Annotated in this window: 23 protein-coding genes; 10 read left to right on the top strand and 13 right to left on the bottom strand. The window is 43.8% G+C overall.

Annotated features, from left to right (window positions below; translation table 11 throughout):
- Positions 1 to 8: 8 nt before the first annotated feature.
- Both I8J31_RS01215 and I8J31_RS01220 read right to left on the bottom strand, forming a co-directional pair.
- The gene (locus tag I8J31_RS01215; protein WP_199466364.1) at positions 9 to 560 is read right to left on the bottom strand and encodes a 5' nucleotidase, NT5C type; all 552 of its coding nucleotides are present in this window, start codon (positions 558 to 560) and stop codon (positions 9 to 11) included.
- 27 nt (positions 561 to 587) lie between these two features.
- The gene (locus I8J31_RS01220) at positions 588 to 902 is read right to left on the bottom strand and encodes an antibiotic biosynthesis monooxygenase (RefSeq protein WP_199466365.1); all 315 of its coding nucleotides are present in this window, start codon (positions 900 to 902) and stop codon (positions 588 to 590) included.
- Between the two features lie 573 nt (positions 903 to 1,475).
- Between I8J31_RS01220 and I8J31_RS01225 the strand changes: the two genes are divergently transcribed.
- The 6 genes from I8J31_RS01225 (at position 1,476) to I8J31_RS01250 (ending at position 7,539) form a co-directional block, all read left to right on the top strand.
- Positions 1,476 to 2,315, top strand: coding sequence for a DUF3100 domain-containing protein (locus I8J31_RS01225; RefSeq protein ID WP_199466366.1), 840 nt, complete (start codon positions 1,476 to 1,478; stop codon positions 2,313 to 2,315).
- Position 2,316: 1 nt separating this feature from the next.
- The gene (locus tag I8J31_RS01230) at positions 2,317 to 2,799 is read left to right on the top strand and encodes a hypothetical protein (protein WP_199466367.1); all 483 of its coding nucleotides are present in this window, start codon (positions 2,317 to 2,319) and stop codon (positions 2,797 to 2,799) included.
- Between the two features lie 144 nt (positions 2,800 to 2,943).
- Positions 2,944 to 3,852 (top strand): NAD(P)-dependent oxidoreductase, encoded by a 909-nt coding sequence (locus tag I8J31_RS21080; protein WP_325101160.1) that lies wholly within the window; start codon positions 2,944 to 2,946, stop codon positions 3,850 to 3,852.
- On the top strand, positions 3,852 to 5,366 hold the full coding sequence (locus I8J31_RS01240; protein WP_199466369.1) for an aldehyde dehydrogenase family protein: 1,515 nt from the start codon (positions 3,852 to 3,854) through the stop codon (positions 5,364 to 5,366). The genes I8J31_RS21080 and I8J31_RS01240 overlap by 1 nt, the downstream gene beginning before the upstream one ends.
- 6 nt (positions 5,367 to 5,372) lie before the next feature.
- Positions 5,373 to 6,524, top strand: a complete 1,152-nt coding sequence (locus I8J31_RS01245; RefSeq protein ID WP_199466370.1) for a M20 aminoacylase family protein — start codon at positions 5,373 to 5,375, stop codon at positions 6,522 to 6,524.
- Between the two features lie 103 nt (positions 6,525 to 6,627).
- Positions 6,628 to 7,539 (top strand): LysR family transcriptional regulator, encoded by a 912-nt coding sequence (locus I8J31_RS01250; protein WP_199466371.1) that lies wholly within the window; start codon positions 6,628 to 6,630, stop codon positions 7,537 to 7,539.
- A 93-nt stretch (positions 7,540 to 7,632) separates the two neighbouring features.
- Here I8J31_RS01250 and I8J31_RS01255 read toward each other — a convergent pair whose 3' ends face one another.
- Positions 7,633 to 9,690, bottom strand: coding sequence for a phytase (locus tag I8J31_RS01255; protein WP_199466372.1), 2,058 nt, complete (start codon positions 9,688 to 9,690; stop codon positions 7,633 to 7,635).
- Between the two features lie 334 nt (positions 9,691 to 10,024).
- Between I8J31_RS01255 and I8J31_RS01260 the strand changes: the two genes are divergently transcribed.
- Complete coding sequence (locus I8J31_RS01260) at positions 10,025 to 10,987, top strand: GGDEF domain-containing protein (RefSeq protein WP_199466373.1); 963 nt, start codon at positions 10,025 to 10,027, stop codon at positions 10,985 to 10,987.
- Between the two features lie 3 nt (positions 10,988 to 10,990).
- Entirely contained in the window at positions 10,991 to 12,016 is a 1,026-nt protein-coding gene (locus tag I8J31_RS01265) for an AraC family transcriptional regulator (RefSeq protein ID WP_199466374.1), read from the top strand.
- 46 nt (positions 12,017 to 12,062) lie between these two features.
- On the opposite strand, the gene I8J31_RS01270 is transcribed toward I8J31_RS01265, so the two are convergent.
- Both I8J31_RS01270 and I8J31_RS01275 read right to left on the bottom strand, forming a co-directional pair.
- On the bottom strand, positions 12,063 to 13,124 hold the full coding sequence (locus I8J31_RS01270) for a class I SAM-dependent methyltransferase (protein WP_199466375.1): 1,062 nt from the start codon (positions 13,122 to 13,124) through the stop codon (positions 12,063 to 12,065).
- Positions 13,114 to 13,722 (bottom strand): gamma-glutamylcyclotransferase family protein, encoded by a 609-nt coding sequence (locus tag I8J31_RS01275; RefSeq protein ID WP_199466376.1) that lies wholly within the window; start codon positions 13,720 to 13,722, stop codon positions 13,114 to 13,116. The genes I8J31_RS01270 and I8J31_RS01275 overlap by 11 nt, the downstream gene beginning before the upstream one ends.
- Positions 13,723 to 13,926: 204 nt before the next feature.
- On the opposite strand from I8J31_RS01275, the gene I8J31_RS01280 reads away from it, so the two are divergent.
- Positions 13,927 to 14,676, top strand: coding sequence for an SDR family oxidoreductase (locus tag I8J31_RS01280; protein ID WP_199466377.1), 750 nt, complete (start codon positions 13,927 to 13,929; stop codon positions 14,674 to 14,676).
- Here I8J31_RS01280 and I8J31_RS01285 read toward each other — a convergent pair.
- The 8 genes from I8J31_RS01285 to pdxR form a co-directional block, all read right to left on the bottom strand.
- Positions 14,673 to 15,089, bottom strand: coding sequence for a GNAT family acetyltransferase (locus tag I8J31_RS01285; RefSeq protein ID WP_199466378.1), 417 nt, complete (start codon positions 15,087 to 15,089; stop codon positions 14,673 to 14,675). The genes I8J31_RS01280 and I8J31_RS01285 overlap by 4 nt on opposite strands.
- Before the next feature lie 17 nt (positions 15,090 to 15,106).
- Entirely contained in the window at positions 15,107 to 16,750 is a 1,644-nt protein-coding gene (locus I8J31_RS01290; RefSeq protein ID WP_199466379.1) for a tannase/feruloyl esterase family alpha/beta hydrolase, read from the bottom strand.
- A 184-nt stretch (positions 16,751 to 16,934) separates the two neighbouring features.
- Positions 16,935 to 17,825, bottom strand: coding sequence for a heme o synthase (gene cyoE, locus I8J31_RS01295; RefSeq protein ID WP_199466380.1), 891 nt, complete (start codon positions 17,823 to 17,825; stop codon positions 16,935 to 16,937).
- Positions 17,826 to 17,896: 71 nt separating this feature from the next.
- Positions 17,897 to 18,217, bottom strand: a complete 321-nt coding sequence (gene cyoD, locus I8J31_RS01300) for a cytochrome o ubiquinol oxidase subunit IV (RefSeq protein WP_199466381.1) — start codon at positions 18,215 to 18,217, stop codon at positions 17,897 to 17,899.
- Positions 18,217 to 18,828 (bottom strand): cytochrome o ubiquinol oxidase subunit III, encoded by a 612-nt coding sequence (gene cyoC, locus I8J31_RS01305; RefSeq protein WP_199466382.1) that lies wholly within the window; start codon positions 18,826 to 18,828, stop codon positions 18,217 to 18,219. The genes cyoD and cyoC overlap by 1 nt, the downstream gene beginning before the upstream one ends.
- Positions 18,829 to 18,830: 2 nt before the next feature.
- The gene (gene cyoB / locus I8J31_RS01310; RefSeq protein ID WP_233402524.1) at positions 18,831 to 20,810 is read right to left on the bottom strand and encodes a cytochrome o ubiquinol oxidase subunit I; all 1,980 of its coding nucleotides are present in this window, start codon (positions 20,808 to 20,810) and stop codon (positions 18,831 to 18,833) included.
- Positions 20,810 to 21,847 carry a ubiquinol oxidase subunit II gene (gene cyoA, locus I8J31_RS01315; protein WP_233402525.1) on the bottom strand — a complete coding sequence of 346 codons (1,038 nt, stop codon included), beginning with the start codon at positions 21,845 to 21,847 and terminating at the stop codon, positions 20,810 to 20,812. The genes cyoB and cyoA overlap by 1 nt, the downstream gene beginning before the upstream one ends.
- A gap of 755 nt (positions 21,848 to 22,602) precedes the next feature.
- Positions 22,603 to 24,087, bottom strand: a complete 1,485-nt coding sequence (gene pdxR / locus I8J31_RS01320; protein WP_199466383.1) for a MocR-like pyridoxine biosynthesis transcription factor PdxR — start codon at positions 24,085 to 24,087, stop codon at positions 22,603 to 22,605.
- Between the two features lie 105 nt (positions 24,088 to 24,192).
- On the opposite strand from pdxR, the gene I8J31_RS01325 reads away from it, so the two are divergent.
- Complete coding sequence (locus tag I8J31_RS01325; RefSeq protein WP_199466384.1) at positions 24,193 to 24,840, top strand: pyridoxamine 5'-phosphate oxidase family protein; 648 nt, start codon at positions 24,193 to 24,195, stop codon at positions 24,838 to 24,840.
- The last annotated feature ends 65 nt before the right edge of the window (positions 24,841 to 24,905 follow it).

Consider the following 24,905-nt stretch of genomic DNA (forward strand, 5'->3'; position numbering starts at 1 on the left):
TGAATGAACTAACGGATTGATTCGTTATCAATCCGTAGCTTTTCTAAAATTTCCGTCCAACTGTGCACTCGCTGGTAACCTTCTGCATTCATATTATGAAAAGCATGAAATAAAAGACCTTCGCCATCAAAGCCGTCTAGATGTTTTGGGGTATCATCTATTAGATAATCGGCATTAATAATGCTTTTATCACCACAAAAGACGAAGTTTAGTTCGCTAATAAAAGGAAAGTGTTTTTTCAGCCAATCGTGCTTGGCTTGGAAAGAGGAAGGGTATTCCATGGCGGCGGTCACAAAAAAAATCTCGTATTGTTCAGACAGTATTTTGATCGAATCAATGGCATCGTCAAACACATCCAAGTCACGAAAGAAGTCAGGATGATGAGGGTGTGCCCGTACTACTTCCACATGCTCTACAGGGATAACATGATAAATACGTGTTCCGGCGGTATCCTCTTTTGTTAAAGCAGCGGAAAATGTATGGTTATACCACTCAATATGGCGGATCAAGCTATCACAGATGGTTTCATCCATGTCGATGGCAATACGTTTTTTTCTCATACCTAGCAACCCTTTAAAGACAACGTTTTAAACCCACTGATTTTCAATCACTTCATAATGCAAAACAAAGGTATCAGGCTCTAGTTGATATTCATCATCTTCTGGATAAAGCTTAGCAACACCTATATCTTCTCCAGCAAAAGCCACAATAGCATCATAGGATGGCCAATAGGTTATCAGTGTCACCTCAAAAGTATCTTCATCTATATCTCGCCCAAAAATTTGAGCGCCTTTAAAACCTTCCGTTGCGGAGGTGTCTTTCACACCTGTTTCATAAAGGTAAGCAATAAAACCTTCTTTTTTGATTTTTGGACAACGCGCTTTCCATTCTCTAGCAATCATATTAATGACTCCTTAACTATCTATTTTCAAAGAAAAATTATCAGCTTTTCAGGATAACATTTCGTATAAAAAAGGGTTAATACAGACAAATAAACAAAGATACTTTGTGATCAATCAGGTTAACGAAGTAAATAGTATGGCCGTTGTTTGCTAACGAAGTAGTTCTTGGAGTTTATATTTATCAAATTGAAATGCTATGTGGGTATCAGCCAGATATTCACTTATATTTTTTCGGCATATAAAAAACGTCAAAAGACTTTTTTAGAAATATAAAGGCGTTCCGCGTTTCCACCGCTTCAAAGTTTTATTCTAAGTTCTTTATTTCATTGCTTTAAAGCAGTGCATGAAAACTGTCGCTTTAGACATTAGAAAACAAAGAGTGAAATAAAAAAGACCTTATTTGGAAGGTGAGCGCACTAATAAAAAGCAGTGAAAATAAAAGTTTCCCCTCTCTTCACGCTCTTGAAGTCAATGACTGTTGCCTAATAAGCAACATGGATAAAATTATAAAGCAACGCAAAAGAGCGTTTGATAATAAGGCAACTATTAATAAAAAATATTGGAGCCTATGAAATGACCACAAAATCCATACCGATAAATTTACTGCTAAATTGGCGATTACACCTGATCGTCGTCATTATCTCAGCAATATCCGAGTTAATTGGTATTCAAAGTATTCCAATTGCAAATGCCAAATTATTGTTTTTGCCTTTGTTCTACGCTTTTATTCTTTGTCTTTTTTTAAACCCTAATATTACTAAGTTTTCAGACAAGATTATTACTAAGAAAAGTGCTTCTATTGCCGCTCCCATTCTTATTGTTGCCATCCTTCCCTTCATTGCCAAGTTTGGTACCTTGATCGGACCTGCCTTACCTAAGATTGCTGACGCTGGTGCGGCAATGATATTCCAAGAACTCGGTAATTTAGGCACCATGCTCATCGCCATGCCCATTGCTGTCCTTATTTTCAAAATGGGACGAGAAGCGATTGGCGCCACTTATTCTATTGCACGGGAGCCAAATATCGCCCTCATTTCAGATCGCTATGGTCTGAAAAGTAAAGAGGGTATTGGTGTAATGGGAGTCTATGTCATGGGCACCATGTTTGGCACACTCTATTTTTCCTTAATGGCAGGGTTTCTTGCTACTACTGGTTGGTTTGACCCTAGAGCATTAGCTATGGCTTGTGGCGTGGGCAGTGGCAGTATGACAGCGGCCTGCTCAGGTACATTGGCAACGGCCTTTCCTGCAATGAAAGATGAGCTTCTTGCCTTTGCTGGTGCCAGTAACTTATTAACCAATGCAACAGGGCTTTATATCGCTATCTTTATCGCTCTGCCATTTGCTGAATGGTTCTATAAAAAGCTTTCTGGCGAAGCGAAATCCACTCCACTAACAACAGAGGCAAAATAAAATGAATACACATATTGAAAATGCCGTGGCAGAAAACCTAGAAGAAGGACGCCTCAGTCTAAAGGAAAGTATTCTGGTGCTTGCCGTCATATCCATTGTCAGTCTTGTTAGTAATTGGGCAGGGACAGGTATTAGCCCTATTCAAGCGTTTCCAGCCATGTTGATTATTTACGCGATGGTCATCGTCGGCTTATTGTTGTCTAAGTTTATTCCTATTGGCTTTCCTGCTGTGGCTTGGGTATCACTGGTGAGTGTTCTTATCAGCATTCCCATCTCTCCTCTTTCTGCTCCAGTTTTAGCTGAGCTGAAAAACCTAGGGTTCCTAGCCATAGTTACCCCAGTGTTAGCCTATGCAGCGATGGCAATCGCCAAAGCAGAAGTAGATCTGTTTAAAAAATCTGGTTTGAAAATTGCCGCGATTTCCATTCTGGTCTTCACTGGTACTTATGTTGGCTCGGTTTTCGTTGCAGATGCCCTGCTATAAAAATGAGGCATCATGGTGACAAACAACACCATGATGCTTTTTTAAGCCTTCTATTTATATAGCGTTGCCTTTAAAGCAACAATCCTAACCCGCATCCTTCTTTTTCAATTTTTTTGTCGTGTCATTATTTAAACATCATTCATCATAGGTAAATCACTCATGAATCCAATTATAGGTGTTATCGGGCTAGGTAACATGGGTCGTAATATGGCCGCCACACTTGTCGGCAAAGGTTTTTCCGTTATCGGTTTTGATTTATCTGACACCGCCCGCCAACAAGCAGAGAAACAAGGCATAGTGCCTGCAAATCATCTTGACGATATCGCTAGGCAGTGTTCGGTCGTAATTTTATCTCTTCCTAAAGCGGAGCATGTTGAAGCGGTTTGCTTAGGTGACAATGGCTTAATCAAGCAGCTGACCTCTGGCACCATTGTCATAGACACCACAACATCCATCCCAGAAATGAGCCGAAAAATAGCCAATGCCTTTGCACCACAAGGTATTGAATTTATCGATGCACCTGTCTCAGGTGGCCCAGCAGGCGCTGCTGCGGGAACCATGAGTATGGTAATTGGCGGCAAGCTAGACACTTATCATCTTGTCTTACCCATTCTAGAAGCCATGAGCAGTGTACGGGTCCATGTTGGCGATGTTGGCGCAGGAAACATTGCCAAGATTGCGAACAATATGCTTGCGGCTGCTCACCTTATTACGACCTCTGAAGCACTCACTTTGGCTGAAAAAGCGGGTGTTGATCCAAGCAAAGTGCTTGAGGCAATCAATGCAGGATCAGGCCGCAGTGGTGCAAGCCAAGCCATGTTTCCAACTTGGGTAATGAACAAAGCTTATGACTCTGGCTTTACAATGGGCTTGATGAGAAAAGACGTCGGTCTAGCAAAAGCCTTAGCGCAAAATTTGGAGCTGAACTTACCCATGACGATGAAAACCGCTGAACTATGGCAGCAAAGTGCGGCGGTATTACCGGACAGCGATGATTTTTGCTGTATCGCCCAGTGCACTAATCCATCACTGTTTGCTAAAGAGACCAAGTAATGAAGAATCAATTTCAAGCCATTATCAGCCGCTATTGGGAAAATACGGCAACCATCCCTAGTTTTGTCGACGGTGAGTTTGTCACAGGCAAAGGCGAAGACATCGTGATTCATAATGCCCATGATGGCAGCGAACGTTTTCGTTACCCTGACGCTGATGAGTCCATCATTCTAAAAGCCAACGCGGCGGCAAAAATCGCGGGTAAAGCATGGTGGGCGATGAGCGCTCAGGCTCGCGGTCAAATAATGTATCGCATCGGCACAAAACTTCGTGAAGTCGCAGACGACTTAGCCTCGGTTGAATGCTACTCATCGAATAAACCGATTCGCGATGCCAGAGTCGAAGTATCAAAAGTAGCCGAAATGTTTGAATACTACGCAGGCTGGGCAGATAAACTTCACGGTGAAGTGATTCCTGTACCGACTTCTCATCTTAATTATGTCAAATACGAACCACTCGGCACGGTTCTACAAATCACGCCTTGGAACGCGCCTATTTTCACCTGTGGTTGGCAACTTGCTCCAGCGATTGCGGCAGGCAATGCGGTCATTTTGAAACCATCAGAACTAACGCCCGTATCTTCTTTATTAGTGGCTGCGATTGCCCACGAAGCAGGGATTCCAAAAGGCTTGATCAATGTGATCGCAGGGTATGGTCATACAGCAGGGCAATTCGCGATTCAAAACGCAACCATTCGTAAAGTGGTGTTTGTCGGTTCTCCTGCCACAGGTAAGCGCATTGCCATTTCCGCTGCCGAGCGAGGTATTCCTTGTGTCTTAGAACTGGGTGGAAAATCAGCCAACATCGTTTTTGATGACGCCGATTTGGACCTTGCTGTAAAAGGGGCTCAAGCGGCTATTTTCTCTGGGGCTGGACAAAGTTGCGTGTCAGGCTCTCGTCTCTTGGTACAAGAAAGCATTTATGAGCGCTTTTGTGAGGCTGTGGCCCAAGCAGCCAAGAATTTTGTTATCGGAAACCCTCAGGAAGAATCGACACAAATTGGCCCAATTCATAATGCTAAGCAATATCAACATGTCACGACCATGTTGAAATCAGCTGTTAATGAAGGTGCCACCATTGTTGATAACGGGCTGCCTTCTGTACCTGATAATGCCGGTTATTATGTCAATCCTACGGTATTAAAAGGTCAAAACCAGATGCATTGTGCCCAAGAAGAAATTTTTGGCCCTGTCGTTGTTGCGATTCCTTTTAAAGATGAAGACGATGCCATCGCCATTGCCAATGACAGCCGCTTTGGCCTAGCTGGTGCCGTATGGACGAAGGACGTTGGTCGCGCCCATCGTGTTGCTGATCAAGTCAAAGCCGGCACCTTTTGGATTAACAGTTATAAAACCATTAACGTCGCTTCCCCATTTGGTGGCTATGGCGAAAGTGGTTATGGTCGCTCATCGGGTTTAGACGCGTTACGTGAATACAGTGAAGTGAAAAGTATTTGGGTAGAAACAGCCAGAACCCCAGCGGCAAACTTTGGTTATGGCGCAAATTTGGAGTAACAGACAATGGATATGAAACAGCTTGTTGCTGACACCATCAAATGGCGAAAGGACTTTCATCAATACCCAGAACTTGGCTTTAATGAACACCAAACCGCACAAAAAGTAGCCAATTTATTACGTGAGTTTGGCCTTGATGTTCACACCGGCATTGGCGTCACTGGGGTAGTTGGTGTGCTAAAAAATGGCCATGGCCCAAGTATAGGTTTACGCGCCGATATGGATGCTCTGCCAATGCAAGAACTCGGTAACCCAGACTATAAATCTCAGCATAAAGGCTGCATGCACGCCTGTGGTCATGATGGTCACACCGCCATGTTGCTAGGTGCAGCTCGATATCTTGCTGAACATAAGCCCTTCAGTGGCACAGTTTATTTCGTCTTCCAACCTGCAGAAGAAAATTTGGGCGGCGCACAAAAGATGATCGAAGATGGTTTGTTTGAGCGCTTTCCAATGACAGCCATTTACGGCCTACATAACTGGCCGGGGTTACCAGCAGGGCATATTGCCGTAAATGATGGCGCAATGATGGCGTCATTAGACACTTTTGAAATTACGGTCACAGGAAAAGGGTCTCATGCCGCTATGCCTCATATGGGGGTTGATCCTATTGTCGCGGCATCCGATTTGGTGTTGCGTTTACAAACCATCGTTTCTCGTCATGTTTCACCGTTAGAGTCCGCTGTCGTTAGTGTCACCATGTTTAATAGCGGTGAGGCGATTAATGTCTTGCCAGAATCCGCGTCGCTACAGGGCACGGTGCGTTGCTTAAATAAACAAGTGCGTCAGCAAATTGAAAAACTAATGACAGACTATGTTGCCAGCTATAATCAATCTCCTGGGCTTAAAGTTGAATTAGCGTTCAAGCGTGGTTATCCAGTCACTACCAACCATGCACAACATGCCGCGATCATTCACCAAGTAGCTCAAGCCCAGTGCGGGAAGGCAAATACTCATCACAATATTCAACCCTCTATGGCATCCGAGGATTTTGCTTTTATGTTAGAGCATTGTCCGGGGGCCTATTTTTGGTTAGGCGTAGATGAAGGCGAGTCCGTCGCACTACATAACCCCTATTATGATTTCAACGATCAAGTGATTGAGGTGGCTATCCAATTTTGGTGCAACCTAGTAAAACAACAGCTCCCTAGCTGTTAATTGAGCTCGTTCCAATGAGCCTCCCTTTAGCAGTGAGCTTTGCTCGCTGCTTTTTTTATTCTATTCTTTGCCACCATCATAATGTGGTTTACTGGTAAGCAAGATGAAAGAGATTAACTCAAAACGTTTGGCTTATTTTTATGAAGCCGTATCATTGGGAACGATTCGCGCAGCGGCGGATAAATTAGATGTCGCCCCTTCCGCCATTAGCCGTCAAATAACTCAGCTAGAAGAAGAGCTGGCTTGTATTCTGATTGAGCGACATAGAAAAGGGGTTCGACCAACCGAAGCCGGGCAGCTATTAATCAAATATCACCGTGAATCCACCTCACACGAAGAAGTCTGCCTGTCTGAGCTTCAGGCGTTAAGAGGTTTAAAATCAGGCCATATCTCATTAGCCATTGGAGAAGGTTTTATCGGCGATGTGATGTCAAAAGCCCTGCCTCAATTTCAGGCTTTGTACCCAGATTTAACCTTGTCGGTACATATTGGAGGGTCCAATGAATTAATTCGCCGAATTCAAGAAGACGACGCCCATATTGGCGTACTGTTTCATCCACCACATCATCAAAAATTACGTTCACATCAGGTATCACTCCATCCATTATGTGCCATTGTGCCGCCAGACCATCCCCTGACACAGCTTAATCGCCCTATTGAATTAGAAGATATCATCCCTTATCCGATTGCCTTACAAGAAGCCGAGTTTGGCGTGAGACAACTGATCGCACTTGCAGAATTCAAACACCGAGCACGACTCTCTCCCACCATGACGGTGAATTCATTCTCTTTATTAAAGGAGTTTTTACGATCTAATATGGGAATAACCATTCTGCCAGAGTTCGTGGTAAGAAGAGAGCTAGAGGACAAGCGAGTTGTCTCCCTGCCAATACAAGACCCTATTTTGTCTTCTGGTGAAGCTCATATTGTGACTCGTCTTGGACGCCAGCTAACAGAAGCACCTTTGGCTTTGCTTCAGCATTTACAGCTTTGGATGAAAGACTTCCATTCATAAATGGTATGCTAAAGAAGGGAAGATGCGAATACAAAAGACGCCAAGCTCGAAGACAAGCTTGGCGTTTTCTATGTCAAAACAGCCTAAGAGGTTTTACTTTTTTAGAACATCACGAATGTTGTTCCAATCGACAATCTTGAAGTTTTGCTTCTCAGCTTTATATTGCCCATCAAGGTTATACCAGTCTTGAGCGATAAACATACCGTTTGGATAATCCGCACCAAGGTTAGCCGACACAGCATGAATACCGTCGGTATCGCTGCTGCCATCTACTCCTTTGCTGTCGTCTCCTATAATGGCGAAACTGGTGACAAAGCGATTGCCATTGTTTAAATCAAACACCGCGTAAGTGTTATTACCTTGGCTCGACGCAATCAAATAATTGACCTGATCGTTTTGATACAAGGTAATGCCTTCTATATCTGCCACAAGTTGTTTGCCATCTACCGCTGCAAATAAACTGGCTTTGGTACTGGCGTTTTCATCCGCTTGGAATGCCCAAATAGCAACATCTTCTTCACCCACATAAAGAATGCCCGTTTTATCATCAGCCACACAGCCTTCAGGTTGCGTATCTACTTTTAGCGTACGAACAATTTTACCTTCGATTCCTTTTTTTGTTGGCGTTAAACGCCATTGCTCGATCACTCCATTTTTACCATTCAGAAAAGCATAGGCGGTGCCATCTTTCGCTTGATACATACACAAACCGTAAACAGTATCGACGTTTGATACGAACTGAGCGGCGTCTTGATGAACGTACTTACCAAGCGCTTTTAACGGCTGAATGGGTTTCTTTCCATCGGTAATTTTGTATAGCGCCAATGTGTTTAGAACGCGATTCGTCGCTGTGGCTAGGGCAAAACTAGAGCCATCCCAATCCTTTACGGTACGAATATCAACGTTGTTTGGCTTACCACCTTTCAGGTATTGAATTTCTTTACCCTGAAGGTCATAAGCCATCAGGCCACCTTTTTTGTTGGTCGCAATAATAAGGCTTTTCGATGCGTCTTTAGGGTTCAGCCAGAACGCAGGATCATCTGCTGCATCACCGCCTTTGCTCACCTCATCGGTTTCACCACTGGCAGCAACCAACTTCACACCTTCGATTTTCAACTGTCGATGGCTTTTCAAGTGAGAAAACTCAATGTCATCGCCCTTTAATTTGCGATTTAACTCATCAAAAGCCACTTTTTCATACACTGGCTCATCCGCTTCCGTATTACCGATCCAAATTCCATTCGCTGACGCGGTAATGATTTTGGCTTCTTCAAAACCTTTGGCATCAAATTTTGCTTTAAATGCATTGCCATCATTACGATCATAAACAAGAAAACCAGCGCCTTCATCGGCCACCAATAAATAGCCTTTTCCATCGGCTTGGTAGGTTAAATCCAGCCCTTCAATTTCTTCCAAATGGCCTATTGGCTTCACCACATCGACCAGACGACGGTCTTTCACATTTTCAGGATCTGCACCATAAGCCCATATACCGATATCTTGTTCTGCAATGTACAGGATGCCTGTTTCATCATCGACAACACACGAACTCAGCTTACCGCCAACTTGCGCACGACGTACGGCCACAGGCTCACCAGCGCGGTTTAATACCGCACTGTTGATCTTCCCATCTTGGTATTTAAGTTTGTACTGCACCACATCACCTTCATCGGATAAGCCCGTGACAGTGGTTTCACCCGTTGTTGCATTCTTATAAAGGCAGACAGCTTCAGGACCAAAATTCGTTGTGATACGACCCACTTCTTGAAGGATAGGCGTCGCCTTTCGGTCAATACGATAAAAACCAAAAGCATCTTCGTCAGGCAAACCAACCGCAAGAAGGTCCATGCTTTTATTACCATCCATTAAGCCATAACGCACATCCGCACCAATCACTTCTTTGGAATCGTCTTTCATCAAGGTGCGACCTTGTGAATCGAATACCGCAAGGCCGTCTCCCTCTAAGGTGGCAATCAATAAATCGTCTTTGGATGCCATAGGGCTGCTCCAGATTGCACCATCTGCGATGTCTTCGTAGCTAGTATCTGTTTTCAGTTGAGTTGAAATAACCGGTGTCTTTGCGGCATAAGTTTGTGATGTCACAACAGCGCTGATCGCCAATGCAACAAAGGAAAGTGTTAGCTGTGTCATGGTGCTTCCTCAAATAGTGATAACGAACGAATCAAACAATTTGAGCTCACCCTAAAGACAAATAATGTCATCTTTGTGACAAGTTTTTTCCAACAGTTGATAACGCAACTTATAGAAAGGAAAAACACGCTTTTATAGTCATTTTTGAGCTTTTTAGACTCAATTTATTGCCTTGTCTTTATCGAAAAATCAAAGTGTTAGCGGTGTTTTCTACTTCAAAAAGTGCATAAGGAATAAATAATTGCATTTGCTATGAGCTGATCGGACTAGCTGTCCCCGTTTTGTCATAAATAAGTCACATAATAAATGGATAGATTTATTTAGAGGAAGCCTAATGACAGACTGGTTATATCGTTGGCACTACGCGGTCAGCGGCGGAATGAAAAACATATTACGCCATAAGCGATGGCTCTTTGTACTTAGCTGTGTTTTTACTAGCTTACTTATCCTCAACTTTTCACAAGGTGAACTCAAACCACAAAGTCGCTGGGTATGGGTGGATATTATTGGTGAAGGTGCGTCCGCTGCCTGCGTTGTGATTTGGCTGTTAATCGTACTCTCCATGCGACCCCCAGGTTACGTGACAAATTGGTTTGCTGCCGGCTTTATTGGAATTTTTGCCTCTAATTTCCAAGACTTCCTTGATGAATGGGTACGGCTACCAAAAATCACTACTTGGAATAGTTGGGTAGAGTCCTTACCGATTGGCTTGCTTGCTTTAACCGTGGCCCTTTGGCTATGGCGTAAAGAACAGCGCCAAATTGACCGCTATTTACTTAAACGCCAAGCCATTTATCAAGATTCGTCACCATTGGATGAAACCACCAGCTTACCTAAAGCCGCACACCTAAGTGCACAACTTGAACAAGCATTTGCTAAAGGCGCAGCAAGCTGGAAGCAACATGCTCTGTTGTTGTTAGACGTCGCGCCTTTTTCCGACATTAGTTATCGCCATGGAGGTAAGGAAGCTGACCGTTTCTTAGTCGTTATCAGTGAGCTCATCATGCTGACATTGCGCAAACAGGACGTTTTATGTCACTTGGCAGGAGATCGATTTGCTTTGGTTTTCAAAAACGTTGATAAAGCAAAAGCTCAACACCTTGCTCAGGAACTCGAAACTCTCATCAAACAGTTTCGTTATCGCGTGGAAGGCTTAGAAGACAGTATTGTCGTTGGGGCCTCTATGGTCATGATCATGGCCGATGAAGAGGATGATGCCCCTGAGCACTTGCTAGACCGAGCCTCATTCGCTTTGTCTCAACAGAATAACAGCGTTTTTTCGAATACATTTGGATAATCTATGAAAACGCGCTGGCTAGAACGACAAGATACTTATCTTTTCGCTCATCATCAGTCCGTTGTCTTAATGGACTTATTGATGGCTCGCGACGTTAAACCTGATTTCTTTTTACGGAAAACAGGGCTTTTCTACGAAGATGTATCGTCAGGTAGTAAAAAGCTCAGTCCTGAACAATTTGCTCAGCTTTGCGATAATGCAAGTCAGCCTCCCCATGCCGCTGATGTGTCATTTCTTTTCGGACAACGGATGTTACCCGGATATTTTGGATGTTATTCTAGCGCCCTACAAAACGCTCCTACATTACGCCACGCATTACATCTGTTAGTAGAATTCTCTATTCTGTTTTTTCCTTTGTTATCGCCAATGCTTAGACAGTCCAAAAATCGTATGTATATTGATTTTCGCCCCAACTTTGGTGAATTCTCTACAAGCTTACTTTCTAGCTCAACCAGCAGACCCTCTCGATTCATCAAAGAAATGACTGTAACGGCCATCACCTCTTTAACCACATGGCTTGCCAAAGAAAACTTGCCTTGGATGTTCGACTTTGACTTCCCTGAGCCGGATTATCAATCTGAGTACGATGTATTTTTAGGGAATGACCGACATTTTTTAAAAACGTACACCAGTATGTCAATTGCAGAAAGTTATTTGGACAAACCTTGGACTATGTCTTCTAAAACTATCTATCAAATGGCTTTAGAGGAATCAAGACAGGCTTTTTTAAAGCTGAATGCTCAGCAAAGTTTATTAGCTGTCATCAATGATATGCTCAATTCCGACATCCAACATTTACCGAGTTTAGAAGCCATGGCTGATATCCTAGACATCAGCCCAGCCACCTTAAAGCGCAAATTAAAGACTCACAATACCAGCTACCAAAAGCTCTGCGATAAAGTAAGAAAACGCATTTCCATTAACTTGATCAATGACTTGGATTATAACGAAGGGCAAGTTGCAGAGTATTTGAATTTTTACGACGTGAGTAACTTCAGGCGTTCTTTCAAGCGGTGGTTAGCGTATTAGCATATCTGCACCCTTTTCTTGAAAAGAAAAGGGTGCAGAATAAACTCTAGCGTTTCTTCGGCTGACGCCCGTGATAAATCGCAAAGCCCTTATCACGTAGTAATCGATTATGAGTACCTAAAGCAGCATCCAGTAAAGGTGGGTAACGTAAAAAATCATTTGCTACCACAAACAATTCACCATTTAACGTGAGATGTTGTTTTACAGCCATAAAGAAACGCTCAGCAATACTGTAATCGGTATTCATCCCCGTGTGGAACGGTGGATTAGTGATCACATAGTTAAAGCGCCCTTTCACTTCATCCAAGCCGTTAGAAGCAAGCAAGGTAACCGCTTCACTGGCGTTGTTTGCCGCAAAAGTCAGCTCGGTGGCTTTTAACGCCAACACACTGTCATCCAATGCCATAATGCGAGCGCCAGTTTTATTATACAACCAAAGCGCGATAATGCCGTCGCCACAACCAAAGTCCAGCAAGCGCGCATTGGCCACATCGCTCATAAAGCGGTGTTGCTCTAATTGTGCTAATAACAGTTCTGTACCCTTATCTAACTTACCGTGACCAAAAACACCCGGTAAGCTGCACAGGGTTAAGCTTTGCCCTGCCACTTCCTGTTGCCAAGTCATAATCCAGTCTTCAAATACAAAAGGCTTAGCTGGACGGCGCTTATAGCCTGCGTAAAGCAAGCAATGCTTAGCCCCATCAAGCTTACCAACGTCGTCTAAATTAACCTCTAATCGCTTCATAGAGGATTTGACACCGCTTTTATTGTCACCGACCAACCAAACTTGTCCGCCCTCTTTTAGACGAGGTAAAAGAGCCGCCAATAAATAGTCTAATAAGTCTTTCGCTTTCGGCTGATAAATAACAATGAAATCAAAGTCATTGCCATTCTCTAGCGTCCATTGTTCCGACAAGAGCAACTTCTCTTCGTTGAAGCCAACGTGCGACAAAGCATCATAACCAGTTTTAGATTGGCACCAAGCATACACCTCCGCTTGTCCACTTAGATCTAGTGGGTAGGTGTCTTCAGGATTGGCAAACAATACTTTGCCAAGCAGCTCTTTTTCATTGCGCGCCAGTAACTGACTCGTCGAATTAAGGTTCATAGGTGACAGATAGCTCTTTTATTGAAAGGGTAGATACAGGCGCTAATAGGGTATTTAAGCGTGCTGTAAGAAGATCGGGCTGCACTCGCGGATATCGCGGCGCTTGCCTGTCGTTTATTAAGGTTGAATGCCAACCTTTAGTTAGCGCCAAAAAGTCTTGGGCAAAGTCGTCTCCATGCTCCAAACACCCAGATAGAATGACATCCACATAACTCAATGCGATAGGACAATCATAGTGGGGCTCCACGATATCATTGGTGTGGTAAACCCAGTAGATACCTTCAGGCAAATCACCTTGGTAATAAGCCGTTAGTTGTTTGGCTTCAACGATAGAGCGCTGATAGCCACGCTCCCGCTCATCAAATAAAGGAAACTGATGATAGGGCACTTCAACCAAAACACCATTACAGGCCTGCTCAGGCGCTTTAATCACCGCCACAGAGCTCATACCAAACTCCGCAGACATGACAGACCAATGTCGTTGAAAGCCATGTAGTTTCACTGGCCACACATCGCCAGTTTCACCAGTTTTTGCGCGGCTTTCGCCATTAATAAGACTGCCATAACCTAAAATAAAGTGTCGATCAGATGAATTCATATGGCCTACCGTACGCTAGATGGTAAAGAATGCCGCATGATAACGTGCGCCAAATCACAGTACCAGTATTGCCTTAGGATCAGTCTCAAGTTATGGCTTTGTATGGTGGTAAAATCGACCAAAATACATCAACTGGTGTTGTTAATAAAAGCAGGTTAATGTGTGAAACGGCTTTATATAGATTAAATAAGGGAGTACCTCATCATGACAGCACCTATTTTATTAGTCACTGGCGGTGGACGAGGAATTGGGGCTGCAACTGCGAAGTTGGCAGCAAAACAAGGCTATCTCGTTATCCTTAACTATCGAAAGGATGAAGAGTCTTGTAAAAAAGTCGAACAGGAAATCCACCAACTCGGTGGTCTAGCCCATAGCATTCAAGCGGATATTAGTGATGCGGATCAAGTGGCCTTCTTGTTTGATCACATCCGAAAGTCTTGGGGCCCTGTCAGCGCATTAGTGAATAATGCGGGTCTTTTAGACACTCAGACAAGCTTTGTCAAAACCGACCCAGCAAGATGGCAGAGAATATTTCAAACCAATGTATTTGGTACCTTCCTGTGTTGCCAAGCGGCGTTTCAGCACATGGCCCTTAGCCAAGGTGGCGCAGGCGGTAGCATTGTCAATGTTTCCTCTCTCGCTGCTGTCTATGGATCGCCCAATGAATACGTCGACTATGCTGCCAGTAAAGGTGCGATAGACTCTTTTTCTAAGGGGTTTGCTCTAGAAGTCGCTAACGATGGTATTCGTGTAAATACCGTGAGACCGGGGTTGATTTATACCGACATGCACGCCGATGGCGGTGAAGCGGAAAGAGTAGATCGCATCGCTCCTAACTTGCCATTACAGCGCGGTGGACAACCAGAAGAAGTCGCCGAAGCCATACTCTGGCTACTGAGTGATAAAGCCAGCTACACCACAGCAGGGTTCATTGATGTGGGCGGTGGTCGTTAATCTTTACTTAAGCGCCGCCCCATACTTAACCTCTGTTCCGTTTCAAAACCAATGGAACGATAGAATTCAGCCACACTATGATTGGTTTCACGAATCTGTAGATTCACCTTTACGCACCCTAGTAATTCCAACTCAGCTATTGCCTGTTCGACTAGTTTCTTACCTACACCCAAACGGCGATAGTCTGGATTTACCGCCACCGCATAAAGCCAACCCCTGTGCCCGTCGTAACCCACCATACAAGCACCCACTAACTTCCCCTCAAGTTCAACAACAAAAACGAAATCGTCAACGACAAGTTTGGCTTCTAGATCATTCCTTGGTTGACTATGTTTAGGGTTATTGGGAAACACTCGCTCCCATAGGTTAATCAAGGCTTCTTTATCATCGGCTTGATATCGACGCACTAGCATCCGATTCATTCCTCAGTCTAGCGACATTCAAAAGAGCGAGCTTTCAGTATGTCGCCCTTCACATAATGAGCGTAAGTTGGATAAGCGCAAAGTGGGCGACTTATTCCAGCCATTCGCGCGGTGATTTCTGAGTTAGATGACCGAGCATGGGCCACAACGTCCTGCGGTGCCTCATTGTTTTCCACCCAACTCATTAGCGGTTTCAACATATTAAATTGATCCATAGAGGCCCCACCTTGACCATGAGGCATGCCCGGAACCAAGTACAAACGCACAGAGCGATTAGCACGCCCTTCTAGATTAAAGTTTAAATAGTTGTACCAGCGAATGGTGTTTTTTACAGAAAATACCGGGTCACTATTGCCATGGAACACCATCATTTTCCCACCATTCTTTCTGAAATCTGTAAGCTTAGGACTGTCCACATCAGGCGGGGCCATTAGCTCCATCGCAGACTCTTTAAAACGACTATTTTTGGCGTAGATCTTAGGGGCATCTTTATCGAAATCAAAATTCAATAAATAACGCTCTAGGGCAAAGGGGTTACCCGGAACATTGGTGTAAGGCGTAGTAAAAATATGTGCAAGGGAAGCAGCCCCCATCACACCACTAATCGGTTTGTTACTCCAATTTGAAATCGCGCTTTCTATCTTCCACATGCGCCAATTTTTAGACTGAATGCCAGAATCAAAAAACCAGCCTGAATATAAGGCTTGGTTTTTTGAGTTATGAGGACCTTGATGCATACGTATTAACGCGGCGACTTTATTAACCGACAAGCAATCTCGGTCAAAATTATCCGTACAAGCCAATGCCTTTGGCTGAAAAACGTTCTGACAGGCTTCTATCGCAAAAATTAAATCGTCGTTAACACCATCTAATCCATCACACTGAGTCAAAATATTTTTCGCGAAAAACGCTAGGTCCCGCTTACTCAAAGACTCGTTAACATTACTATTCACCCTATGCAACGCCTGAATATCCCAAGCATGCTGCAATGCCGCTTTGGGTAAATTAAAGCCGGGATAGCCGACAAGAAGACCATCGAACATAGTAGGAAAGCGCGAAGCAGCCACCATCGCCATGCGGCCACCATTAGAGCTGCCTATACCATACGAATACTTAATGGGAGACTGATAATAGCTTTCCACTAAAGATCGCGCCACGGGATTAAGCTGTTCCACTGCAGCATAGCCATAATTGCGGCGAGCTTCAGGGTCGTGAGCAAACACGGCATTACCAGCAAGCCCTGCTTGCGGGTTCGCCTCGGATTCGTGACCACCATTGCTTGAAACCACAGCAAAGCCCTGATTAATGGCATATTCGGAAGGTAGAAGCCCAGCAGAAGCACCTAAAGCAGGTTTCACTTCGCCATCATTGCCGCCGTTAAACTGATAAGCAAAACGTCCCTTCCAACGATTAGGCAAACGCAGCTCAAACTTAATCCCATAGAAATTATTATCAACCCCCATTCTTCTTGCCATTTCACCACGGACTAAGCAATAAGGAACTCGTACATTGTTATCAGCAAAATACATAGCGGCTTTGATATCGACCCCTTTAGGCGCTTTATTTTTTAAGCCTTCACAACTTGCAAACACAGTGCTCGAGCCAACTAAAAATATAAGGCTAGAGACAAACAAAATGGAAAGTCTTTTCATCGCATCATCCTTTATGACTTTTGATTGCGGCATAACCGGCAGCAGAGCAATCATTAAAAAGCGGTTGCAAAATCAATATTTGAGTAACCCAAAATAGCGAATAATAGAAAAAATAGGAAGTTATCAGGAAAGGAAGTAGAAAATAAAAACGGGCCTCTAAAGCCCGTTTTTTTGAAGTCATCAATTAATGTGCTGCAAATACCAAAAGATCTGGTGAGACATCATTGAAGTCCAACGCCATTGTCACACTCAGCGCCGTCACAGTGATAATGGAGAAGAAGAACACCTGTCGTGCCCACCCACTCACATCAATGTCCTGACGGTAGCCTCGTAACGCCATAGCAAGCCACCAAAGGCTGGTAGACAGAGCAACGACCATAAAGCCAATACCCACATAGCCCGTCAATGGCAATAACGCTGCCGCGATGGCAAAGGCAGCAATATGCAAAACGATATGTCGTTTTGCTTTTGCTATACCCTGTGAAACGGGTAAAACAGGAATACCTGCTGCTTCATAATCCTTATAACGGAAAATAGCGATGGCATAAGAATGTGGCATTTGCCAAATACAAAACATGGTAAGCAAGATAGCCGCACCAGCATCGAACTGACCCGCAGCGGCACAATAACCAACCACAGGAGGAACAGCACCAGACAAGCTACCAACGAAAGTCCCATAAACAGACTTGCGCTTAAAATGAAGAGTGTATAAACCGACGTAAACCACGTAACCAAATACTGCAAAAAATACAGCAACCCAATTAGTGAATACCGCCAGCAAAGCAAAACCAATAATGCCTAATACAACACCATGGAAGAATGCCGCTTTACCCGACATTTCCCCATTCACCGTTACACGGTTACGAGTGCGTTGCATTTTTGCATCGATATCTCTATCAATATAGTTGTTAATGGCACAGCCAGAAGCAACAACTAGCGACAGCCCTATGACGGTCGCTAGCATAAGAATCCAATCTATCTCGCCACGGGAAGCTAAGAAAAATCCCCCCGCAACAGAGATAAGGTTGCCCATAATGATGCCAGGCTTAGTCACCTGAAGATAACGCTTAAACATCTTTAGAGGCTCCCATCGGACGCACATCCCTTACAATGAAAGAAGTTCGCATAATCATCAAATAACTCTGCTTACATCATCATTGCGTTGGAAGCGTAAATAATCCATACGGATAACGCGACAACCATCACAATAATTACAGCGGCAAAGATAAATGAATAAGTGTCCAACTTGCCTTGCTCAGAAAAGTTCAGGTGAAGGAAATACTTCAAGTGAACAAAAATCTGAATAACAGCCAATATCACAATGGTGATATAAGTTGGGCCCTTATCAAATGCTTCCGTCATTACCATCCAAAATGGAATACCAGTCAAAATAACAGACCAGATAAAACCAGTTAGGTAAGACTTAACACTACCGTGTGAATTCGCTTCAGAAGAATGATCGCTCATTAGATCGCCCCCATCAAATAAACAACGGTGAAAACACAGATCCAGACAACATCTAGGAAATGCCAGAATAAGCTTAAGCAGCTAAGACGAGTCACGGTACGACTACCCAAACCCGTTTTTGCAACTTCGATCAGCATGATAAACATCCAGATCAAACCAGCGGTTACGTGCAAGCCATGAGTACCAACGAGGGTAAAGAAGGCTGTCAAGAATGCGCTGGTCTGAGGACCATTACCATGAACAATTAGGTGATGGAATTCATAGATCTCCATCGCGATGAAAACGGCGCCCAAAGCAAACGTCATTAGCAACCAAGATAGGGTGCCTTTTTTGTTTTTATTGTGCGCACAAATCATCGCAAAACCATACGTGATACTTGAAAGAAGTAACGCTGCAGTTTCAACTAAAACAAAATCTAACTCGAAAATTTCTTTACCTGATACACCACCTGCTGTGTTCATAAAGAGCACAGCGTAGGTAGCAAAGACGGATGCGAATAACAAGCAATCCGTCATTAGGTATAACCAGAACCCGAATACGTTATACGGAGCCGGGTCGTGGTCGTGATGCTCGTCGTGAGCGTCATGCGTATTCATATGTGTTGTACTCATGATTACCCCTTAGCCACGTTATCTAGATGCGCATTTTCGATTCGAGCTACTTCATCTGGCTGCACGTAGTAATCGATATCTTTGGTATAAACACGCATCACAAGAGCGACAAACGACCCCAGTAAGCCAAGCGCGGCTAACCACCAAATATGCCAGATTAACGCAAAGCCCATTACGGTAATACAACCGGAAATTGCCATCCCAGAAGCCGTATTCTTAGGCATGTGAATCGGCGCATAGCTGTCTTTACGAACATAAGCTTCCCCTTTTTCTTTCATATCGGTGAAAGCATCGATATCAGAAACCGTTGGGATTTCAGCAAAGTTGTAATACTGCGGTGGAGATGCAGTCGACCATTCAAGGGTATGACCATTCCATGGATCACCAGTGGTATCCAAGTTTTGCGCACGGTCACGGAAGCTGACGTACAACTGTAGCAACTGGCATACAATACCGGCCATGATGATGAAAGCACCCACCAAAGCGATATATAACCAGATGTTAAAGTCAGGGTTATCCGTATGATTTAGACGACGGGTCATGCCCAAGAAGCCTAGAACATACAGTGGCATAAAGGCCATGAAGAAACCCACTAACCAGCACCAGAATGCCGCTTTGCCCAACTTAACATTAAGATGGAAGCCCATGACTTTCGGGAACCAGAATGCAAAGCCTGCAAGATAGCCGAATACCGCGCCACCAATGATGGTGTTATGGAAGTGGGCAATCAAGAACAAGCTGTTATGCAATACATAATCGGCACCCGGTACAGCAAGTAGTACACCTGTCATACCACCGATAGTGAATGTCACCATAAAACCAAGCGTCCATAGCACAGGAACCGTTATACGCAGACGGCCACGGTACATGGTAAACAACCAGTTAAAGAGTTTAACACCCGTTGGAACAGCGATAATCATGGTCATAACACCAAAGAAGGCATTAACGTTCGCACTGGAACCCATGGTAAAGAAATGGTGAAGCCATACGATAAAGCCAAGCACGGAAATAGAAGCCGTTGCCCAAACCATAGACTTGTAACCAAACAGACGCTTACCCGTAAAGGTAGAAACAACTTCAGAGAAGATACCAAACGCTGGCAATACTAGGATGTACACCTCAGGGTGACCCCATGCCCAGAACAAGTTGATATACATCATTGAGTTACCACCACCATCATTCGTGAAGAAGTGGAAGTCTAGGTAGCGGTCAAGGGTCAACATTGCTAGAACGGCAGTCAAAATTGGGAAAGATGCCGCGATCAAGATATTGGCCCAAGTACAGGTCCAAGTGAAGATCGGCATATCCATCAATTTCATGCCAGGAGCACGCATTTTGAACACAGTCGCCAAGAAGTTGACGGCGGTTAATGTCGTACCAATACCCGATATCTGCAGAGCCCATATGTAATAATCAACCCCGACGTCCGGACTGAATTGCAAACCGGCCAATGGCGGATAAGCCACCCAACCTGTTTTAGCAAATTCACCGACAAAAAGGGATACGTTGATTAGAATCGCACCACCAGCCGTTAGCCAGAAGCTAAGGTTGTTAAGGAACGGGAAGGCCACATCACGTGCACCAATCTGTAGTGGCACAACGATGTTCATCAAACCAATCATAAATGGCATTGCCATAAAGATGATCATGATCACACCGTGAGCAGTAAAGACTTGGTCGTAATGATGCGGTGGCAGATAACCGGGATCACCATTCGTCGCCAGCGCAAGCTGTAAACGCATCATGATGGCATCAGCAAAACCACGCAGCAGCATGATAAGTGCAAGCACTATATACATGACACCAAGGCGCTTATGGTCTATTGATGTTAACCAATCTCTCCAAAGAATCCCTAACAAGTTATACTTGATCAGTAAGAAAGCAAGAACCAACCCAGCGATTGCAATGACAGAGAATGTCGCAATCAATATCGGTTCATGAAACGGTATCGCATCTAAAGATAATTTACCTAGAATAGACATTACTTGTCTGCCTCCATGTGCATATCATCCGATGAATGTTCAGACGATTCATGGTTCATTTCGCCATGGTTCATTTTACTGTGATCCATTTCGCCTTGCTTCATACTACGCATCATCGGAGTATCAAAAGAAGTACCTTCCAAAATATCGACAGTGCCGTAGTCCTTCATGAACTTCATCACATTATTATGGAAGATTCCTGATTGAATCGAACCGTAATACTGAACTGGCGTTGCCTTATGTTTGTGATGAGGATCTGCATCATATTCAGCAAGTTTGTCATAGGATACTTGATCCAATATGCCATTGTTGATTGACCCAGCAATTGACTCAGCTTTCACGCCTTCAACCCAAGCATCAAAATCCGCTTCAGTTTCCGTAGCGATAGCGTTGAACTTCATACCAGAAAAACCAGGGCCACTGTAGTTCGCGGAGAAGCCTTTAAAGGTACCAGGCTCATTCGCAATCAAATGCAACTTGGTCACCATGCCTGCCATTGAGTAAATCTGACTACCCAACTGAGGAATGAAGAAAGAGTTCATCGTGCCTTCAGAAGAAATATGAAATGCAACAGGAACGTTTGCTGGGAATCTCAGCTCATTCACAGAAGCAATGCCAAGGTCCGGATAGATGAACAACCACTTCCAGTTCATCGACACGACTTCAACATTAATATGGTCTTTATCATGTTCTAACGGTTTGTATGGATCCAAGTCCTGAGTGGACTTCCAAGTAATCACACCAAGAACAATGATAATGATGATTGGAATGACCCAAACAATTGTTTCAATTTTTGTGGAGTGCGACCATTTTGGTTCGTAGATTTCATCACGACCTTCACGATATTTCCAAGCGAAATAGAGCGTCATAAAGATCACAGGAATCACAACAAGCAACATTAATAAAGTAGCAACAATAATGAGTTGCTTCTCTTCAATGCCTACTTGTCCTTTAGGATCGAGCACACCACCCTGACAACCGGCGAGCAAGCCCACCATTAGCGCCAAAGCGACTTTACTTAGGATACGAGTTAACAAGAGAATATTCCTCTAACCCTGAGGTTCACAAAACTGCCATCTGACATCAGATAACAGTACGAAAATCCGGCAAGCCGGGTATTTCAGTAAGATCACCACACTGTAGAACAGTGTAAAAAACATTACCTAGTTAATATAATTAACGCAGCAATAATTTTTTTGGATCACCTAAATCTGAAAAAGGGTGCTCCGCATCTCTCCATGTATCGTATCGCAACACGATCTAAGCGCCTTTTAGAGACGTCAACATGTAATAAAGAGAAGGCCATTTTCTGGCGAGCAAGGTTGATATTGGCCATAACGGACCAATAACTAACCAATAATAGGGTTATCAACACAATGCTAAAAAGCAGCACCGCATTCATCAAAAAAGGGGTGTCAAAAACGGCTAGAAGAGCGCCTAAGAAAAAAGGTTCAGACAAAACAGAACATAAAAAAAAGACAAAGAAACATCCCATAAGAGGACGTAAAGAAACCGCTAATACTTCTAATATCCTATGCATAATGTCTTTTTGTGAGCTCAATGTATGTGTCCAACCCATAATAAAGAAAGTCTAAAATGCCACTGCCACTAGCACGACATGGATTTAGGTGTGCGAAATATAGCAAAAATCAAACATGCACACAAAGTCTAGTTTAGCCTTTGTTATCATTTCCTTCACTGTCTTTTTAGAAAAACTTGTGTCCCACGCTTAAAAAAGCCCTAAACTTGGGTTTATCAAGTAGCCAAACTATCTGAGCATCTTGTCGGGCTCCTAAACATTGCCCTTTCTAATTTGATGTTCAAGAAACCAACTTCTTAAGGCTTTAATGGCATGCGACATGGTTTCTTGTGTTGGGCCACTAAAACCCAGAACAAACCCCTGTCGCGGAATAGAGCTATCGTCATAGTGCAAGGATAGGGCAGAAAGATAAACCTTTTGTGACAGCATATCGTGAGCAATATGCTGATCTAAATCAATATTCGAATAAATAGAGAGGTCTAGTAAAACATGCGGTTTGAACTCTATTAATACATGCATCCCTCCGCGAGTTTTTTTCCAGTCAAACCACGTAGAAAGTTCGTTTTCTAACAAAGCCAACAAACTATCACGCTTCATACGGTAATGGCGGCGCATACGATTTAGGTGTCGGTCAAAGTTGCCTTGCAGCATAAAATCCGCCACAACAGGCTGTATCGGTAAAGAAGTGGACGAACCTAACGTATTTTGGCTTTTGTGCAAAAGCTCAATCTGAGACAAAGGCGCAACAACAAAACCTAGCCGCAAACCACGAAACAGCACTTTAGAAAAGCTACCGACAAAAAAGACTCGATCACGCGCTTTTTCATAAAAACTGGCGGTTTGCATAAAAGGCACATCACTTCGGCCTTGGTAAACAAATTCATTGTCATAATCGTCTTCCACCAACCACCAATTGGACGATTCCTCCTGTAGCTTTTGCACCCATTGTTGGCGGCGTTGGACGCTAATACTGACTCCAAGTGGATATTGGCGATTAGGGGTAACAATACCAACACAGGCACCATGTTCATTCATCGGCAAACAAGGCCCTTCCTCATTAATCTCTATTACTTGAGTTTCTGAGTTAGACACAATAATTTCACGAAAAGGGGGATAAGTAGGTGACTCTAACCACCAGCTAATAGATCCTAATAAAGAGGATAACGCGTGTTGAATTAGCATCAAGGAATCTCGATTACCCGCCGTCACAATAATCTGATCTGCTGTACATTCAAGACCACGAACTCGGTACAAATAATCGACTATCGCCTCTTTTAACTCAGGATACCCCGTCGAATAACTTCCATTAAGCACCTTCAAATCAGGTTTAAGCCAGCTACGGCGCATACTCGCCGCCCATTCTTTAGTCGGAAAAACCGACGCATCGACACCGGAATTAAACGCCAGCACATCCGTCTCAGATACCGTACTTTTGTTTTTTACAGGTAAGTCTCTTTTACACAAAGAGGTACGCACCATAGGCAACGCGGCAACAAACACGCCTCGCTTTTCTTTGCTGGTTAAAATACCTTCCGCAATTAACTGATCGTATGCCCGCGACGTAGTACTACGAGAAACGCCCAACGAGCCAGCTAGAAATCGAGAAGAGGGTAACTTATCACCCACCGACAACTCACCCGATACGATGCCTTGCTGAATTTGAGTCATTAACTGTTGATAGTAGGGCGCGCCATTTTCATCCAATGAAAGGCGTAAACTGGCAATAGCATATCTCATAACTGGCCTGTTTTTTTATCTTCATTCTGGCTATTTTTTAAAAAGCCAGTTTCATCTAATCTCTTGTTATATAGACCTAAACAACGAATGACAAGGATTGAGACCATGAGTGATTCACTCGAAACACCACTTAGCAAAGTAAAAAGAGGACCAAACAGAGCCTCATACGATAAAGAGTTAGCATTAGAAATAATTGATGCCGCACTGATGTGCCATGTGGGTCAGACCAAAAATGGCCAAGTCTTTGTTACCCCAACCTGCCATTGGCGCGAGGGCGACTACTTTTACTGGCACGCTCATTCCAAAGCCCGTAATGTCAAAGGGCCAATCGACGAGCCAGAAAAAGTTTGCATCAACGTGAGTTTATTAGATGGTTTGGTACTGGCTCGTTCCGCCATGCACCATTCAGTGAACTATCGTTCTGTGACGCTATTCGGTGTCCCCGAACTGGTCGAAGAGAAAGAAGAGAAGGTGCGTCAATTTGAACTCTTCTTAGACAAGGTAAGTCCCGGACGTTGGGAAACCTTACGCCCTGTCAGTGACATAGAAATAAAAGCCACAGGCGTGGTACGGATAAAAATAGAAGAGGCTTCCGTCAAATTCCGTGGTGAACCACCAATAGACGATCCTGAAGACTATAACTGGCCTGTTTGGGCAGGCGTGATTCCATTGGAAAGGTCATGGGGCGAGGCACAAACAGACCCACAACAAAATGAGAATTACCCAGCGGCCAATACGCCAGATGCTTTTTAAAGTAACGTTTAAAAACAGGTTTCATTTATAATTGAGAACAAACTTCAATAATAAAAGCACGCTGG

Source organism: Marinomonas transparens (genome assembly GCF_016463975.1).
GTDB classification, from domain to species: domain Bacteria; phylum Pseudomonadota; class Gammaproteobacteria; order Pseudomonadales; family Marinomonadaceae; genus Marinomonas; species Marinomonas transparens.